11 protein-coding genes and 1 rRNA gene are annotated in these 16,987 nt (G+C 42.2%); 1 reads left to right on the top strand and 11 read right to left on the bottom strand.

What is annotated here, in order from left to right; all coding sequences use genetic code 11:
* Positions 1–17 precede the first annotated feature (17 nt).
* Both G610_RS0117555 and G610_RS0117560 read right to left on the bottom strand, forming a co-directional pair.
* Positions 18–1,862 carry a C1 family peptidase gene (locus G610_RS0117555; protein ID WP_026525819.1) on the bottom strand — a complete coding sequence of 615 codons (1,845 nt, stop codon included), beginning with the start codon at positions 1,860–1,862 and terminating at the stop codon, positions 18–20.
* 153 nt (positions 1,863–2,015) lie between these two features.
* Positions 2,016–4,082, bottom strand: a complete 2,067-nt coding sequence (locus tag G610_RS0117560; protein ID WP_026525820.1) for a methyl-accepting chemotaxis protein — start codon at positions 4,080–4,082, stop codon at positions 2,016–2,018.
* Positions 4,083–4,342: 260 nt separating this feature from the next.
* On the opposite strand from G610_RS0117560, the gene G610_RS0117565 reads away from it, so the two are divergent.
* The gene (locus tag G610_RS0117565) at positions 4,343–5,371 is read left to right on the top strand and encodes a 3-deoxy-7-phosphoheptulonate synthase (RefSeq protein WP_026525821.1); all 1,029 of its coding nucleotides are present in this window, start codon (positions 4,343–4,345) and stop codon (positions 5,369–5,371) included.
* A gap of 142 nt (positions 5,372–5,513) precedes the next feature.
* On the opposite strand, the gene G610_RS0117570 is transcribed toward G610_RS0117565, so the two are convergent.
* From G610_RS0117570 to G610_RS0117610, 9 genes are all read right to left on the bottom strand, one after another.
* A complete protein-coding gene (locus G610_RS0117570; RefSeq protein ID WP_026525822.1) occupies positions 5,514–6,386 on the bottom strand; it encodes a tyrosine-type recombinase/integrase in 873 nt (290 codons plus the stop codon).
* A 3-nt stretch (positions 6,387–6,389) separates the two neighbouring features.
* Positions 6,390–7,682 carry a diaminopimelate decarboxylase gene (locus G610_RS0117575; protein WP_026525823.1) on the bottom strand — a complete coding sequence of 431 codons (1,293 nt, stop codon included), beginning with the start codon at positions 7,680–7,682 and terminating at the stop codon, positions 6,390–6,392.
* Between the two features lie 78 nt (positions 7,683–7,760).
* Positions 7,761–8,435: a uracil-DNA glycosylase gene (locus tag G610_RS0117580; protein ID WP_026525824.1), complete on the bottom strand. Its 675-nt coding sequence runs from the start codon at positions 8,433–8,435 to the stop codon at positions 7,761–7,763.
* Between the two features lie 89 nt (positions 8,436–8,524).
* The gene (hisF, locus tag G610_RS0117585) at positions 8,525–9,283 is read right to left on the bottom strand and encodes an imidazole glycerol phosphate synthase subunit HisF (RefSeq protein ID WP_026525825.1); all 759 of its coding nucleotides are present in this window, start codon (positions 9,281–9,283) and stop codon (positions 8,525–8,527) included.
* A 17-nt stretch (positions 9,284–9,300) separates the two neighbouring features.
* On the bottom strand, positions 9,301–9,906 hold the full coding sequence (gene hisH / locus G610_RS0117590; protein WP_026525826.1) for an imidazole glycerol phosphate synthase subunit HisH: 606 nt from the start codon (positions 9,904–9,906) through the stop codon (positions 9,301–9,303).
* Between the two features lie 32 nt (positions 9,907–9,938).
* Positions 9,939–14,207, bottom strand: a complete 4,269-nt coding sequence (locus tag G610_RS22475) for a hypothetical protein (RefSeq protein ID WP_155831061.1) — start codon at positions 14,205–14,207, stop codon at positions 9,939–9,941.
* Between the two features lie 97 nt (positions 14,208–14,304).
* Positions 14,305–15,213 (bottom strand): chemotaxis protein, encoded by a 909-nt coding sequence (locus G610_RS0117600; RefSeq protein ID WP_026525827.1) that lies wholly within the window; start codon positions 15,211–15,213, stop codon positions 14,305–14,307.
* Between the two features lie 226 nt (positions 15,214–15,439).
* Positions 15,440–16,489 carry an SGNH/GDSL hydrolase family protein gene (locus G610_RS0117605; RefSeq protein ID WP_026525828.1) on the bottom strand — a complete coding sequence of 350 codons (1,050 nt, stop codon included), beginning with the start codon at positions 16,487–16,489 and terminating at the stop codon, positions 15,440–15,442.
* A gap of 151 nt (positions 16,490–16,640) precedes the next feature.
* Positions 16,641–16,987 (bottom strand): 23S ribosomal RNA (locus tag G610_RS0117610); the annotation flags it as partial.

Genomic DNA, 16,987 nt, shown 5'->3' on the forward strand with positions numbered 1-16,987 from the left:
CGAAATCCTATCTTTTATCACTCTATGGTATATGCCTTCACAAAGAAATCCTTGTCTGTCTGCTTTACAAAAGCATCTCCTGAACTGTCAGCCATGAAGCTGTGACCACTGGCGGTATTTAGTGTATGAATTGCACCCAGGTCATGCTGCCATTCATCCTTGTGCGGATCCGTGGTGAAATCCATTGCCTTCTCGTAGATAAGCTTAGTTTCCTGACCGGGAGTAATTACCACCAGATAGCTGTTATCAGCCTTAATATCAACCGGTTGCTCAAGTGAGAACGTATGATATCCTCCGGTTAAGCTTTTGCAATCCATCGTTATTATTGGTTCACCAAGTTTATTAAAATCGTAAAATTCAAGGCCATCATCAGTGTTTTCTAAAGGAGCATTATCTTTATCCAGTTCATATACGCTCACTTTATCGTTTGTATCTGTGGTCATGGAAAAATATCCAACAGCTGATAATCTCTCATCACTCTCCGGTGAGAAACAAATCCCATAACGAATGTCATTATTATCATACATATAAACAACATTGCTCTGATCCACGATTGGATCCATTATATGAGTTATGAAACCTGCGTACTGATAATTCTTATCATACCATCCATTATCTCCCTCCATGGCGCAGCTATAGGCAGCAACATTGTTATTGATAAGAATGGCATCCTCATAGGACAGATAAAAATATCCTGAAGCCCCTGACTTCGTACCCCAGCTGTTCTTACATATAAATGCTCCGTCTTCTGATGGTTTTGTAATAAAGTTCTTAGCGGGATATTCATCATTCCAGCCCACAATCAAAACCTCGTGATCGGCATAATTCCCATCCCCGTATTTCTTATAGTCATAAAGAGCTACTTTTTTGCCCGTCCAATATGCATCATCGGCACAGATACTTGCCGTTACGCTTCCATGCTCCATTATCATGCGCTTAATAATGTCTCTGTTCTTTTTGGTCGCAGGAACCTCAAGCACATCCTGAACATGGCAAAAAGGCTTTGCATAAGCATCTGAAGGCTCATCGGCGTTCTGTGTATAAATATCCGACTGTCCCTTAATCGCATGAAGAGAATCACTGTCTTCGTCCACTACAGGCCCCTTCCAGGACGTCAGAATAGATAGACAATAGTCTGTAACACCACCCACTGATATATAACTGGTGTCGTATTTTTTAAGGAAGTTATCATTTTCCTCAAAGACAAACTCCCTGTAGTCATCGTCAATTCCGGAATCAAAGGAACCAATTGCCTTATGCATATTGTAGTATGCACTGTGCTTCTCTGATAAATTAAGGCTGTCAGATGCAAGTTCCCTGTGCTTTATCAAAAGATCGCTCTCAACTGCCCCCAGTGCTGCATAATCCCAACAAAGGGCTGTATATCCCTGATTGCGAACAGGCGTTACATAATCATTGTTACCGGTAGCATCAGAGCTGTAAAATACAGGAATCTCAACATTTTCTGCAGACAGTTCAGCATCTGATTCCGTCCCGTCAAGCTTCCCAAGCAAATCCGCTTCAGTGTCATCAATAACAATCGCTTCTTTAACTACAAGTTCCTTTATATTAACAGGAATCACCTCTATAGGTTCAGGTTCCTCCGAATTTTCACCATCACTTCCAGCACTCTCATCATCGCTACTGCCAGTCCCCTGAGAGTCCTTTAAATCGCTTTCTCCGGCGTTTTCATCAATTCCCCCAGATTTATCCCCCGGTTCCTCTATTGGCTCAAAGAGGCTGCTGTAATCACTATTCTCTTGTATATCCTGCTCAGCGGAGACATCAGGCTCCTTTTCATCTGAGCATGAGCACAGAACGGCAGACAATAATATAATTATTGCCGCCTCTTTGATTTTCACAATAGTTTCTCCCTATTACACATTTTATCGCATTTAATTGCACACAAACAAATATAGCGTTTCCAAATTTCAATGACGTAACACCATAATATACCAAAAAATCCCCTCAGACAAATCGAACAATCTGCCTGAGGGGATCAAAAGAATCATTTCTTATTTAAGCTTGAAGTTCTTTACAATTCCATCAAGGGTTACTGCGATGTCCTCCTGCTTGCTGGACATATCACTTACATTCTCAACAACATCTGCTGCTGTGTTGATGGAATCTGTGATATCTGAGCTGTGGGATGCAGTCTCCTGTGTAGATTCTGCAATATTCTGGATAGCGTTGTTAACCTCTTCCATAGAGTTCCTGATATTCTCAACCATCTGAGAAATCTGATCGGACTGTGAACCGAACTGCTGAGCATCATCGCCATACTGACGAGCTACATGTACGAAGTTCTCATAGTCAGGAGCTGCTGTATTATTAACGAAATCAAGAAGCTCTTGTGAACTGTCTGTAAGAGTCTTGAACGCATCCTGTACGCCGTCGATTGTGATCTGAATCTGCTGAACTGCTTCAGCTGTATCACTTGCCAGCTTGTTAATCTCAGAAGCAACAACCGCAAATCCTTTACCATGCTCTCCTGCTCTTGCAGCCTCAATTGATGCATTGAGTGAAAGGAGGTTGATCTGATCTGCAATCTCAGCGATAGACTGTGCCATATTACTGATTTCTTCAACGATCTTAGCCTTTTCGGAAGCTTCGCTAAGCTCTCTGCTTCTTTCCTGAGCTATATTGATAGCGTTATCATAAGCCTTCTGGCTGCTCTGCTCGATTTCCTGAGCTCTCTGCATGATTTCCTTAGTAGCTGCAAGGCTCTCTTCACTGACATCTGCAAGGCTCTGAACAGAGGTATTTACTTCCTCAACAGATGCACTAACTTCCTCAGTAGCTGCACCGGAAGACATCATTGCGTCGTTAACGCCGGACATATTACTCTGAATCTTCTCAAACTGGCTTGTAAGCTCTGAAGCCATGGAAGAAAGAGAAGTACTTGCAGAACTGATATTTTCAGATTCATCAGAAATCTGACTGATAACACTTCTGTTGGATTCATACATGTTGTTAAGTGAAGCACTCATCTGGCCAAGCTCATCACCTGACTTAGAGAATAGCTTGGATACTGTAAAGTCTCCGCTTGCCAGGGATCCTGCAAACTTCTTAACATTTGCAAGGTTAACAGCAATTGATCTGACAAGAAGTACTACTACTAATGAACTGATTAAAAGAGCAGCAATGAGAATGCCGATCATTGTATATGTAAGGGAATTAACCTTCTCTTCAAGCTCATCCTGATCCATTCTGATTATCAGCTTCCAGTTAACTTCCGGAACTGTTCCGTATGAAGTGATGACATACTTTCCATCATCCTCAAATCTTGCTCCGCCTGTCTCATTTGCAAGTATATCGGGAGCTATAGCAACAAGAGATGCATTCTCATCATCTAAAATATTGGCACTATCTGATACCTTTGAAGCATCATCTGTATAAAGATATACACCTGAAGATGTTAAGAGAATTGCACTTCCTGTTTTTCCTACTTTAATACTCTCTGCGATATTAGAAATAGTATCAAGTACGATATCTACTGTTACGCATCCGATGTACTCACCTGAAGCATTGTAAATGGGTGAAGAACAGGTAGACATAATTGTTCCTGATGTAGGATCGTAATAAGGATCTGTAATCTGGGCTGTACCCTTTGAAAGAGCCTTAGCATTTGTATAATACTCCTGATTAAAGTAATCATACTCAGCATTGCTGTAATCCCAGGTCTCGACAATACTTGATCCATCCTTATACCAATATGGTCCCTGATACTGTTCTTCAGCACTATAAGCATAGGGTTCGAACCATATGCCACATCCGGATATCATATCACTATCCTTCTGTACATTAGAGAAAACATCCTTATAGTTTTCCATGGTTGCACTCTGATAGGTTCCGCCTACGGTTTCTGCTAAACCAATAGCAGTAGCCCTTATCTCAGCAAGATAGCCATTCATTTTGTTGATATTACTCTCGGTAATAGCTTCGTTTCTTTCGGTAGTCTGCTCCTGAATAAGTGTCCTACTCTGAGATACACTGATATAGGTCATCAAAATCATTGCAATCGCAACAATTGGGATGATTCCTACCAGCATCTTAGCCATAATAGACATTTTTTTCCACATGATCGGTCCCCCTTTTTGATTCTCAAAAGAGTATTTTTAAAGATATATCTATATTTAATTTTAGCATAAATGCCTTTTTATATTATCAAAAATTCGATTATATATTATTAAATTTTTGGAAACCAAAGTGTAGAAAAAGCCCGTTTTTTTTATAGTTTTTTAATATTTATATTCATTTGCGTTTACTTTCAGGCTTTAATGTGGTACAGTGGACGATGTGGGACAAAAGTCCTGCAAATTATGCTTCGGAGGTTATACAAATGTCTTTCCAATATATACAGCAGCTTCCTTCACCACAGGAGATTCGCGAGGAGTTCCCTTTATCCAAGAAGCTGGCAGAGCTTAAGAAGGTTCGCGATAAGGAAATTGCTGATGTCTTAACAGGAAAAAGTGATAAATTTCTTGTAATTGTTGGTCCCTGTTCAGCAGATAATGAAGATGCTGTTTGTGACTACGTTTCAAGACTTGCAGGTGTTAATGATAAAGTAAAGGACAAGCTTATTCTTGTACCCAGAATCTACACCAATAAGCCTCGTACAACAGGTGAAGGCTACAAGGGTATAACATCTCAGCCCGATCCCGAAGGAAAAACTGATTTCCGCGCAGGCCTTATAGCCATGAGACACATGCAGATTCGTGCCATCGAGGAATCCGGTCTTACCGCAGCTGACGAGATGCTTTATCCAGAGAACTGGGGATATATCGAAGACATCCTCTCTTATGTAGCAATCGGTGCCCGCTCAGTTGAGGATCAGGAGCACAGAATGGTTGCCAGCGGCTTTGATGTACCTGCAGGTATGAAAAATCCCACCAGCGGTACCTTAAGCGTAATGCTCAATTCCGTTTATGCATCACAGCTTCCTCACTCTTTCGTATACAGAGGCTATGAAGTAAAAACTGGTGGTAATCCTCTTGCGCACTGCGTTCTTCGTGGTTCCAGCAACAAGCACGGTCAGTCACAGCCCAATTACCACTATGAGGATTTAAGTCTTCTCTCCGATCTTTATGCTCAGAGAGATATTCAGAACCCCGCTGCTATCATCGATGCCAACCACAACAACTCAGGCAAGAAGTATAAAGAGCAGGTTCGTATAGTAAAGGAAGTTCTTCACTCCAGAAGCCACAATGCCAATATCGGCGAGCTTGTTAAGGGTGTAATGATCGAAAGCTACATTGAGGAAGGCTGCCAGAAGATCGGTGACGGTATTTACGGTAAATCCATCACAGATCCCTGCCTTGGATGGGCTGATACGGAGAGACTTCTTCTCGATATCGCAGATCTTGTTTAATATTTCTGCTTTTAGAATTAAAAAAAGCTTTACTCAGTTCTGCAATATCAGGTAAAGCCACCAATAAAAAGAAATACGCTATATATTCGGCATAAGCCGGATATATAGCGTTTTATTTTACATATATTTCGATGTATAAAGCTTAATGTGTCTGATTATAAACGTCTCTTATATAATTCTTATTCTCTTTTACATATCTGTTGGTCGAAGCTGCTGTCACATGTCCAAGCATTTCCTGAACTGCGTCTACATCAGCGCCTCTCTCAACCAAATGAGCCGCAAAGCTGTGCCTTAAGGATTCCGGAGTTATCTGGGCGTCGATTTCCGCATAGTCAGCGTATCTTTTGACTATCTTCCATACCCCCTGCCTGCTCATGGGCTCTCCCTGATAATTCACAAACAAAAGCTCTTCAAGATTACTCTTAATAAGATGGCGCCTTCCATCCTGAAGGTATCTTACAAGCGCCTTCCTGGTTCTTTTATCAAAAGGAATGATCCTGTCCTTTTTGTCTGATTTACACTCTATTGATCCAACCTGCATATCCAGGTCGGATACCTTAGCCTTAATCAGCTCAGATACCTTGATACCTGTGGCATACATAAGCTCAAGCATCGCTGAATCCCTCTGCCCCTTCGGGCTCTTGGAATCCGGAATAGATAGCAAAAGTTCAATCTGCTTCCTTGTAAGTATAACCGTTTTAGGCAGTTCCACCTTGGGAGCAGTCAGATTTTCAGAAATGTCATAGGGCATCCTTCCCTGTTTTGCCTGGGTCTTAAAAAAGGCCTTCAGAGATACTATGTTCCTTGCCAGAGTTGCAGCAGAATACCCCTGTTTACTTATCGAATCAACATATTCCTTCAGCTGCTTTTCATTTATCAAAAGAACATCCACAAGATCGTTATCCTGAAGATACCACTCAAACTTTTTAAGGTCAGTCTGATAAGAGCGAACGGTATTTTCACTCATTCGCCCTTCTAACTTTAATTCGGTTATGAAATGACTAATTTCATCCATCGGTTATTCAAATTCCTTCATGATAGAATCAAGCTCGGCATAAACAGGTAAATTATCAAATGTAGCAAAATAGTCTCTGGGAGTCTCAGCACGTCTAATCATTTCGACGCTTCCATCCTCCTTGAGAAGAAGTTCGGAGCTCCACAGTTTTCCATTGTAGTTATATCCCATTGAGAAACCGTGAGCACCGGTATCATGGATGAACAGATAATCTCCCATGTCAATCTTAGGAAGTTCTCTGTCAATTGCAAATTTGTCGTTATTCTCGCAAAGCGAACCTGTAACATCATATACGTGATCACAGGGAGCATCCTCTTTTCCGAGAACAGTGATGTGATGATAAGAGCCATACATGGCAGGTCTCATAAGATTAACTGCACAGGCATCAACACCAATGTATTCCTTATAGATATGCTTCTCGTGAATAGCCTGGGTAACAAGGGCTCCGTATGGTCCAAGCATAAATCTTCCCATTTCAGTATAGATAGCAACATCGCCCATGCCGTTTGGTGTAAGAATCTTCTCATACTGCTCTTTTACACCAACGCCGATCTCAGCGATATCATTGCCCTTCTGATCCGGAGTGTACGGAATTCCGACACCTCCTGAAAGGTTAATGAACTTAATGTCAGCACCTGTCTCCTTCTCAAGCTCAACTGCCAGTTCAAAAAGCTGTCCCGCAAGAGTAGGATAATACTCATTTGTAACTGTATTACTAGCAAGAAAAGCATGAATACCAAAGTTCTTAACGCCCATATCCTTCAGCATTCTAAAGCTCTCAAAGAGCTGTTCCTTAGTCATGCCGTATTTTGAATCACCGGGGTTATCCATGATTCCGTTACTCATCTGGAACACTCCGCCTGGATTATATCTGCAGCTTACAGTCTCAGGCATTCTTCCGCCAAGGGCTTCCTTTGCATATTCGATAAGCGTAATATCGTCAAAATTAATGATTCCGCCGAGCTTATCAGTATATACGAACTCCTCTGCAGGTGTATCGTTTGATGAAAACATAATAAGGTCGCCTGAGGCACCTATGGCCTTACTGAGCATAAGCTCTGTAAGTGATGAACAGTCAAAACCGCAGCCCTCCTTCTTAAGGATATCCAGAATAACCGGATTGGGCGTAGCTTTTACTGCAAAATATTCACGAAAGCCTCTATTCCACGCAAATGCCTTCTTAACCGCTCTGGCATTTTCTATAATCCCTTTCTCATCATAAATATGAAAAGGTGTGGGATATTTCTTTACAATCTCTTCTACCTGCTGTTTCGTAACGAAAGCCTTTTTCATAATATCACCTCTATGTCCAAAAATTTTACACTTTACTACGTTATCATGAAAAAGAGTCTATGTACAGTTTTTTCTTAAAACTTACAAATTCTCTATCTGCCAATCGATTGGACTTAATCCGTTTTCCTCAAGGAACTTATTGCACCTGGAAAAATGCTTGCATCCAAAGAAACCTCTGTAAGCTGATAACGGGCTTGGATGAGGCGCCTTAAGAACAAGGTGCTTGGGATTATCGATCATATCTGCCTTCATCTGCGCAGGTCTTCCCCAAAGCATATAAACCACAGGTCTGTCCTGCTTGTTCACAGCCCTTATGGCTGCATCAGTAAACTGCTCCCAGCCTCTTCCCTTATGGGAATTGGCATTGTGAGCCCGAACCGTAAGCACTGTGTTCAGAAGCAGAACGCCCTGATCTGCCCACTTTTTCAGATATCCATTATTGGGAACATAGCAGCCAAGATCCTCTTTCAGCTCGCCATATATATTTACCAGAGATGGCGGTGCCGGCTCTCCCGGAAGCACCGAGAAAGAAAGCCCGTGAGCCTGCCCAGGTTCATGATAAGGATCCTGTCCAAGAATTACCACCTTCACATTAGAAAGAGGTGTGTAATTAAAAGCATTAAGAAGATCATCCTTTTTCGGATAAACAGTTGTGGTCTTATATTCATTAACTATGAATTCGTATAATTTTCTGTAGTATGGCTTTGAAAACTCCTCTCCAAGGTATTCAAGCCAGTCATTATCTATTGCCGCCATGAAGGCGCCTCCTTATATTTCAATTAGTATTTATAAATTCTCGTAGCGAAAATCTATCCTGTGCTGCTTCACGTTTTTGAGAAATTATCTCAAAGTCTTACAGGCACATTCTTGTCTCTTAGGTATTCCTTAACTTCGCGTATTTCCAATTCCTTGTAGTGGAAAAGTGAAGCAGCAAGCGCTGCATCCGCGCCGCCCTTGGTAACTGCTTCATAGAAATGCTCGCAGTTTCCTGCGCCGCCTGAAGCAATAACGGGAATGTTCACTAGATCAGACACTGCCCTGGTAAGCTCGATATCATATCCGTTCTTAGTCCCATCTCCGTCCATACTTGTTAGTAGTATCTCTCCGGCGCCTCTCTTTTCAGCTTCTTTTGCCCACTCTATGGCATCAAGACCTGTGTCAATTCTTCCGCCGTTCTTAAATACGTTAAAACCTCCGTCCGGTCTTCTTTTTGCATCAATAGCAACAACCACACACTGGGAGCCGAATTTATCGGCTGATTCCGAAATGAGTTCAGGTCTGTTAATAGCCGCGGAATTGACGGCAACCTTATCAGCACCTTCCCTTAAAACAGCTCTCATATCATCGACGCTTCTTATCCCTCCTCCAACAGTGAATGGAATAAAAATCTGCTCAGCCACTTTTCTTACAAGATCAACCACAGTCTCTCTCGCATCAGAAGTCGCAGTAATATCAAGAAAAACAAGCTCATCGGCTCCTGCCTGTGAGTAGGCTTTTCCTACTTCCACGGGATCACCGGCATCACGAAGCTGTACAAAATTTATACCTTTAACAACTCTTCCGCCATGCACATCAAGGCATGGAATAATTCTTTTAGTCAGCATAATCTATGTCCTTTTCTTTATACTCTAAGGAAATTCTTCAGTATCTCCATTCCAACATCCGCACTCTTTTCAGGATGGAACTGGCATGCAAAAACATTGCCCTGTTCAACGGAAGCTTCCACAGTAACACCATACTCTGTAGTAGCTGTGACAATACTCTTATCATCAGCATCCAGATAATAAGAATGGACAAAATATACATATGAATCTTCCGGGATTCCCTCAAAAAGTTTTCCTTTATTGGGAAATTTCAAATTGTTCCATCCAATCTGAGGAATCTTTAAGCCTTCCTTTTCCGGAATCTTCTTAATTTTTCCATGCAAAATGCCCAGACCTGCAACTCCCTCTGACTCATCACTTGAATCAAAAAGAAGCTGCTGGCCCAGGCATATACCTATAAACGGAGTCCCACTGTCACATACAGTTTTGATGACATCCGTCAAACCATATTCATTTAGTTTCCTCATGGCATCGCCAAAAGCACCAACTCCCGGTAACACCACTCGGTCAGCCCTGTAAATCTCTTCAGGGTTTCTGGTCAGACAAACATCCTGTCCAAGAAATTGAAACGCATTCTCAACGCTTTTTATGTTTCCGGCATCGTAATCAATAATCGCTAGCATAATCCACATCCCCGTAAAAAGATTATCGATGCTTAACCGTTAGGATGTATAAAGTCCTCCAGCGTTCCTGCTATTTCCATGACTCGTTTGGTATAAGCTGCCTTCTCGGTAAGCTTATTTATCTCGTCAATTTCTGCCAGAGTAAGTCCATATTCACCGGTAAGTATCGATTCGATATTAGAATACACGCTTTCGACCTCACCTGCAACCTGAAACTCCTCTGCCTGCGCAATTACATCATTCTTGGTACGCATTCCAATAAGGAGACTATCAACAGCTTCATCCTTCATATTCATAGCAATATAGTTGTTGTAGGAATCCATATAGTGGTTTGCGTTAGCAAGAACTCTGGCCTGGTTATACAAAAGAGCCTGTTCTTCATTTAGCTGTTTTCCATACAAAAGCTTATAAGCTTCCTTGTAATCACCATGCTCAAATGCCGTCTGAGCACGACCAAATATGATTCTACCCGGTAAAACAAATGAAGGTATGCAGCACAGTAAACCAAGGCTTACTGCAAAAATCATTGATATAGCAACCTTCTTTGGAGCTAAAGCTTTCTCGGGAGCGCCATCATCAACCTTCTTTTTCTTTTCCTTCTTGGGCTTAGGTTCCTTCGGTGGCTTCGGCTTCTTTTCCTTCTTGGGCTTAGGTTCTTTCTTAGGTTTTTCCTTCTTCTCTTTCTTTTTCTTTTCCTTCTTGGCTTTCTTGCCATCCTCTGCCGCCAGCTCATCGAGAACCTGCTGGTTTTCATCAGTAAGACTTGCAAGTCCGTCCTCTTCTGATTTCGGATTAAGATCCTCGTCAGTCTGTGTAAGCACTTTGAAAAGCGCTGCTATTATAAGGAAAAGAAGATTAGGACGCTTCTTCTTTTTCTTTTTGCCTCCCTCTTCGCCCTCAGCAGGCTCACCGGAACCGTCAAATAAGGAGATTTCATCATAATCTCCGCCATTATCCTCAACTTCATCGGGATCCGGAATATCATCAGAAAGACCTATCTCATCAAGTCCGTCACCTTCAAGAGCTTCCATAATATCTTCAGGATTGACTTCCTCGCTGCCTTCTCCTGCATCTACGCCAATATCATCGAGGCTGATTTCACCGGCGTTTGCGCCTTCCTTTTCATCGATGTGTGCTGTGTTTTCCAGATCTTCAACATCATCACTGGCAAGGCTGTTCATTATGGCATCAAGGTCAGGCATATCTACATCCGCAGGTTCGCTGCCACCTTCTCCGCCTTCACCTCCAAGATCTGCCAGCATACTGTCAAGCTCAGATTCAGAGCCCATAGATTCGCCATCAAGAGACTCCTCTGCTCCGCCTTCGCCCACATCACTCAGCAGATCATCAAGCTCAGCGCTCACAGATTCAAAACTTACGTCATCTCCTGCTTCTTCTGATACTCCCTCAGGACTATCCAGGGAAAGATCAAGACCATCCAAAGAAAGATCATCAAGGCTAAGCTCATCGCCGCCTCCATCAGCCGCTTCAGGTGCAGCTTCATCTAAGTCATCACCTGAAAGCATCCTGTCTATCTGCGACTGATCTAGTTCAAGCATTTCGTCTGAAATTTCCCCATCAGAAGCAGTTTCAGCAGAAGCTGAATCTTCTGCCGGAGCATCTTCTACAGGAGTTTCACCTGATACTTCTTCATCCAATATCATTTCTTCAACTGCCACTTCGCCCTCCAATGCATCAGCCGCCGACATTTCTTCGGCTGCTTCTTCAATAACGGGTTCTTCAGTTGCCACTTCTTCTGTCAATCCATCAATAGACAGCTCATCTTCTGCTACTGCTTCTTCAGCAGCCATTCCTTCAATAGGCTCTGCAGCAGGTATCTCAGCATCAACTTCTGCCTCTGCGGAAGGCATTTCTGCACCTGCTCCTGCCTCTGCGGATGCGTCCATACCCATAACTTCTTCTATAGAAGAATCCTCTACACCGTTCTCCTCAAGCAGCATATCATCCAATGATATCTCATCCGGCATAACTTCCGTAACAGCATCTGCCATCATTTCATCGATATTGATATCTCCTACAGCCTCTTCAGCTACAGGCTCTGCTGATGCTTCATCTACTGCATCTTCTGCTGCAGCTTCCGCAGCCATCATCTCATCGATGTTAATATCTCCAAGTTCAGCATCTACCGTAGGCTCCGCTGTTGCTTCAACTACTGCGCCTTCTGTAGGAGGCTCTGCCGCCATCATTTCATCTATATTAATATCACCCAATGAAGGCTCTGCTGATACATCACCTACCGCACCCTCAGTTGAAGGCTCCGTAGCCATCATCTCATCTATGTTAATATCGCCAAGTCCAGCATCTACCGTAGGCTCCGCTGTTGCTTCAACTACTGCGCCTTCTGTAGGAGGCTCTGCCGCCATCATTTCATCTATATTAATATCACCCAATGAAGGCTCTGCTGATACATCACCTACCGCACCCTCAGTTGAAGGCTCCGTAGCCATCATCTCATCGATGTTGATATCTCCAAGTGAAGGCTCTGCCGTTACTTCACCCATTGCACCTTCTATTGCAGGTTCTGCGGCCATCATCTCATCGATGTTAATATCTCCAAGTGACGGCTCTGCTGATACGTCACTTACTGAACCTTCAATTGAAGGCTCCGCTGAAACATCGGCTACTGCGCCTTCTGTAGCAGGTTCTGCAGCCATCATTTCATCGATATTGATATCACCAAGTCCTGCATCTATTGAAGGTTCTGCTGCAACTTCACCTTCTGTTGCAGGCTCTGCAGCCATCATTTCATCTATATTAATATCACCAAGTGACGGCTCTGCTGATACATCACCTACTGCACCTTCAATTGAAGGCTCAGCCGATACATCAGCTACTGCGCCTTCTGTTGCAACTTCTGCCGCCATCATTTCATCTATATTAATATCACCAAATGACGGCTCCGTTGCCATCATCTCGTCAATATTGATATCACCCAATGAAGGCTCTGCTGATACATCACCTACTGCACCCTCAGTTGAAAGCTCCGTAGCCATCATCTCATCGATGTTGATATCTCCAAGTGAAGACTCTGCCGTTACTTCACCTTCTTCACCTTCTATTGCAGGCTCTGCCGCCATCATCTCATCTATGTTAATATCGCCAAGTCCAGCATCTACCATAGGCTCCGCTGTTGCTTCAACTAATGTGCCTTCTGTAGCAGGCTCTGCCGCCATCATTTCATCGATGTTGATATCACCCAATGAAGGCTCTGCTGATACATCACCTACTGCACCCTCAGCTGTAGGTTCGGCTGCCATCATTTCGTCAATATTGATATCTCCAAGTGAAGGCTCTGCCGTTACTTCACCTTCTTCACCTTCTATTGCAGGCTCTGCCGCCATCATCTCATCTATGTTAATATCGCCAAGTCCAGCATCTACCATAGGCTCCGCTGTTGCTTCAACTACTGCGCCTTCTGTAGCAGGCTCTGCAGCCATCATCTCATCTATATTGATATCATCAAATCCAGCATCTACCGAAGGCTCTGCTGCAACTTCTTCTGCAACTGCTTCAGCTGAAGGCTCAGCATCAAATAATCCATCTACAGAAAGAGCTTCATCGGTAATAGCTGAAGTCTCATCTCCACTATCAAGAAGGACTGACAAATCTTCCTGGGGCATAGCTTCCCCGCCGAGATCTTCCAGTCCATCGAGACTCAAAGTATCATTGAGACCGACTTCTTCTCCTTCTCCAGTACCTGCATCAAGCATTTCGTCGATATTTAACATTTCATCGCTTGGTGTTGTGGACGCACCAAAATCAACTCCAAGAACTTCTTCCGGAGTTGCTCTCATCATATCGTCAATTGCTGCATCAGTACTATTCTGTTCTGCCTCATCATTCTGAGCCAAATCATCGATAGGAATTTCAGGTGCCACTTCTAATAAAGCGTCAGTGTCATCAGGCTGAATCTCTGCCGCCTCCTCAATTGCAGCTTCAGCACGTGCTATTTCTTCATCAAGTGCACGTTCATCATCATCTTTTTCATAAGAGTCAGATACATCATCCCCAACAGTGTATGTCGGAGCATCACTAACAGCAGGCGCAACAATAGAATCAAGGACCTTTGTCATTCCTTCATCAAGTAATTGTCCACTATCTACTTTTCCAAGCATTTCTCCGATTTCACTCAGGTCATTACTACCTGAGGAATTGCCTATAACATCATTTAGATCAGAAGTGTACTCCGGATCGGATGTCGTCTTTGCAATCCCGGAATTGGCATCTTTTTTTAATGAATTTAAAAGACTATCCAAATACTCTTCATTTTTAGACTTCATGTTGCCTGCTCCCCATAAAAATGATAAAACTCCCTTCATTGTAGCAGTCATTCTTCATAACTGAAGCAATAAAGGGAGTTCTCTTTACATCTTTTCTTTATTTGGCATCGCCATCAGCATGAACAAGTTCATCAATTACAGAAACCAAATTTCCAATCTCAGGCTTAGATAACTGTCTGTCAGCACCCAGCGACTCGCCCTTTCTTCTCATCTCTTCGTTAACAAGTGAAGAGAAAATGATGAGCGGGATCTGCTTAGTCTCGTCATCTTCCTTAACAAGCTTTGTAAGACGGTGACCATCCATAATAGGCATCTCAATATCTGTTATGATACATTTAACCTTATCGAGCTGGCCTCTGTCCTTACAACCCTTGATGTAGTCATAGGCAAGCTTACCATTCTCAAAGTGTCTAACGTTGTCATAACCAGCCTTCTTAAGAGAGTCAACAATAAGCTTATTAAGAAGCTGTGAATCCTCGGCAAGAACAATCGGAATCTCGTTCCTTGTTCTAGGTCCGATTTCAGTGAGCTGTGAAACGTTAAGACCTGTATTAGGATTGATATCTGATACAATCTTCTCAAAATCAAGTATTATAATAAGTCTGGAATCTAATTTGATAATACCTGTAGAGATACTCTCTTCTGCCTTAGAAATAGTCGCGTTCGGTTTAATAATGTCAGCCCAGGATACTCTGTGAATACCTACAACCGCATCAACATGGAAAGCAATATCCAATTTATTGAAATTGGTGATAATAAAGAGACCACCTGCTTTAGACGCACCTCTCTGCAAGCAATTCCTAAGATCAATTGCAGTAATCATAGTATCACGAGGCATAAATATACCTTCAATACTAGGATGTGCATTAGGAACAGGCGTCACCGGCTCATAGACGATGATTTCTTTGATCTTCGCTACATTGATGCCGTAGCAATGATCATCAATTTTGAACTCAAGGACCTCGAGCTCGTTAGTACCGTTTTCAAGCAAGATCTTAGATTCCATATTTTTACCTCGCGCTTTATTAAAAATTCTTTTGCTTCAAAACAAACTAAAAACCGATTGAATATCTATTTAATATTCTAATTTAGTATAGCATATACATTTTGAAAATAAATAGAAAAAATAAAAAAGACAGCCGAATTGACTGTCTTTTAAGAAACTGTTTATAAGTATTTTATAAATTTAAGAAGTTGTCTACCATTTATTATTTTGTTATTAGAATCGTTGATTATTCGTTTATTAATTCCTCCTTTAAACAGCTGAATAATTCTGCTGCTGCAAGTTTGTGTCCCTCAGGATTGGGATGCATTCTGGCTCCAACCAATCCGTCAGAGCAATCAGGTAAAAGCACGAATCTAACATTATCTGAGAAATTATTATTGTACGTTTTTACGATATTTTCTATACCATTTTGCATATCCGAGCCAAGCATTCCATAGCACCAGATTATAACAGAATCAGGATTTTTTGCTCTGACATCCTTTAAGAAATTCACTCCACTTTCTGTAAAATCCTTCATGAACTGATCGTAATCAAACTTATCAAGTTTACAAGCTCCGCTATCATTTGTTCCAAGATTTATTATAATAGCGTCTTTCTTATTGGATTCAAAATCCCATTCTTCTCCTGCTCCTGCAGCCAGTGCAAACTCTGTCTTTTGAGATCCACATACATATTTATAAATAGGAGGAATTGCACCTTCAAGATTACCATCCCATGCTGCATAAAGTCCCCAACCACTCTGACTTATCATATTGTACTCAGCATCCAGCAATTTCGCTGTCTCAAAAGCGTATCCAATTGAAGGATCAAAAACAGTCGGGATCCATTCCTCTCTTGTGAGCGCAGCACTTCCTTCTCCAGAAGTAATACTGTCACCTATAAACTCAATCTTATACTTTCTATTCGGCACAGGTAAAAACTCAGCATCTGTATCAATAGAACATACCTTGATTAATGAAACTTTATCATCAGGCATGGACTGAGTATTTCTTGAAATCCTTACTCTTGTCTGATGTCCCGGATCAAAACCTCTTAAGATCTGATATTTATTCTTTCCCTTCTGAAGAGGAAATCTCATTATTCTCTCATCATCAACAAAAACATCCAACCAGAGTTCTAATGCTTCATAAGATGCTTCAATCTCGGCAAACATATAGCTTGCTTTTACATTGAGCTCAACTCCGCTTCCAGTCCAAAACATTACAAAATCATCATTTTCAAATGAACATCTTCCCCAAATCTTTTTATTTTCGATATCTTTTAAACTATATTTCATAATTATCCTCCACTTGTAATTCAATAGCTTGAATTATTATAACAAAAAAACACCTAAGCAATAAGCTTAAGTGTTTAAAATCGGTTTGTACCTTCAAAACCGAACACTGAATTATTCCATCTTATTCCAAATCTTATGTTCTATATCCTATTAGGACAAGCCCTCGACCTATTAGTACACATCAGCTGAACATGTTACCATGCTTACACCTTGTGCCTATCTACCTCATAGTCTCTAAGGGGTCTTACTCCACAAAGGAGGGATATCTCATCTTGAGGGGGGCTTCACGCTTAGATGCCTTCAGCGTTTATCCCTTCCGGACTTGGCTACCCAGCCTTATGCATCTGGCGATGCAGCTGATACACCAGCGGTCCGTCCATCCCGGTCCTCTCGTACTAAGGACAGCTCCTCTCAGATATCCTACGCCCGCGCCGGATAGGGACCGAACTGTCTCACGACGTTCTGAACCCAGCTCGCGTACCGCTTTAATGGGCGAAC

The sequence above is a fragment of the Butyrivibrio sp. MB2005 genome (assembly GCF_000424285.1).
In the GTDB taxonomy this organism is placed as follows: Bacteria; Bacillota; Clostridia; order Lachnospirales; family Lachnospiraceae; genus Butyrivibrio.

What these genes read in the sequence shown, in the direction of transcription:
- hisH (WP_026525826.1), bottom strand. Translation starts at nt 9,906, where the DNA reads ATGCTAGCGATTATTGATTACGATGCCGGAAACATAAAAAGCGTTGAG.
- G610_RS0117570 (WP_026525822.1), bottom strand. Translation starts at nt 6,386, where the DNA reads ATGGATGAAATTAGTCATTTCATAACCGAATTAAAGTTAGAAGGGCGA.
- G610_RS0117600 (WP_026525827.1), bottom strand. Translation starts at nt 15,213, where the DNA reads ATGGAATCTAAGATCTTGCTTGAAAACGGTACTAACGAGCTCGAGGTC.
- G610_RS0117560 (WP_026525820.1), bottom strand. Translation starts at nt 4,082, where the DNA reads ATGTGGAAAAAAATGTCTATTATGGCTAAGATGCTGGTAGGAATCATC.
- G610_RS0117605 (WP_026525828.1), bottom strand. Translation starts at nt 16,489, where the DNA reads ATGAAATATAGTTTAAAAGATATCGAAAATAAAAAGATTTGGGGAAGA.
- G610_RS0117565 (WP_026525821.1), top strand. Translation starts at nt 4,343, where the DNA reads ATGTCTTTCCAATATATACAGCAGCTTCCTTCACCACAGGAGATTCGC.
- G610_RS22475 (WP_155831061.1), bottom strand. Translation starts at nt 14,207, where the DNA reads ATGAAGTCTAAAAATGAAGAGTATTTGGATAGTCTTTTAAATTCATTA.
- hisF (WP_026525825.1), bottom strand. Translation starts at nt 9,283, where the DNA reads ATGCTGACTAAAAGAATTATTCCATGCCTTGATGTGCATGGCGGAAGA.
- G610_RS0117580 (WP_026525824.1), bottom strand. Translation starts at nt 8,435, where the DNA reads ATGGCGGCAATAGATAATGACTGGCTTGAATACCTTGGAGAGGAGTTT.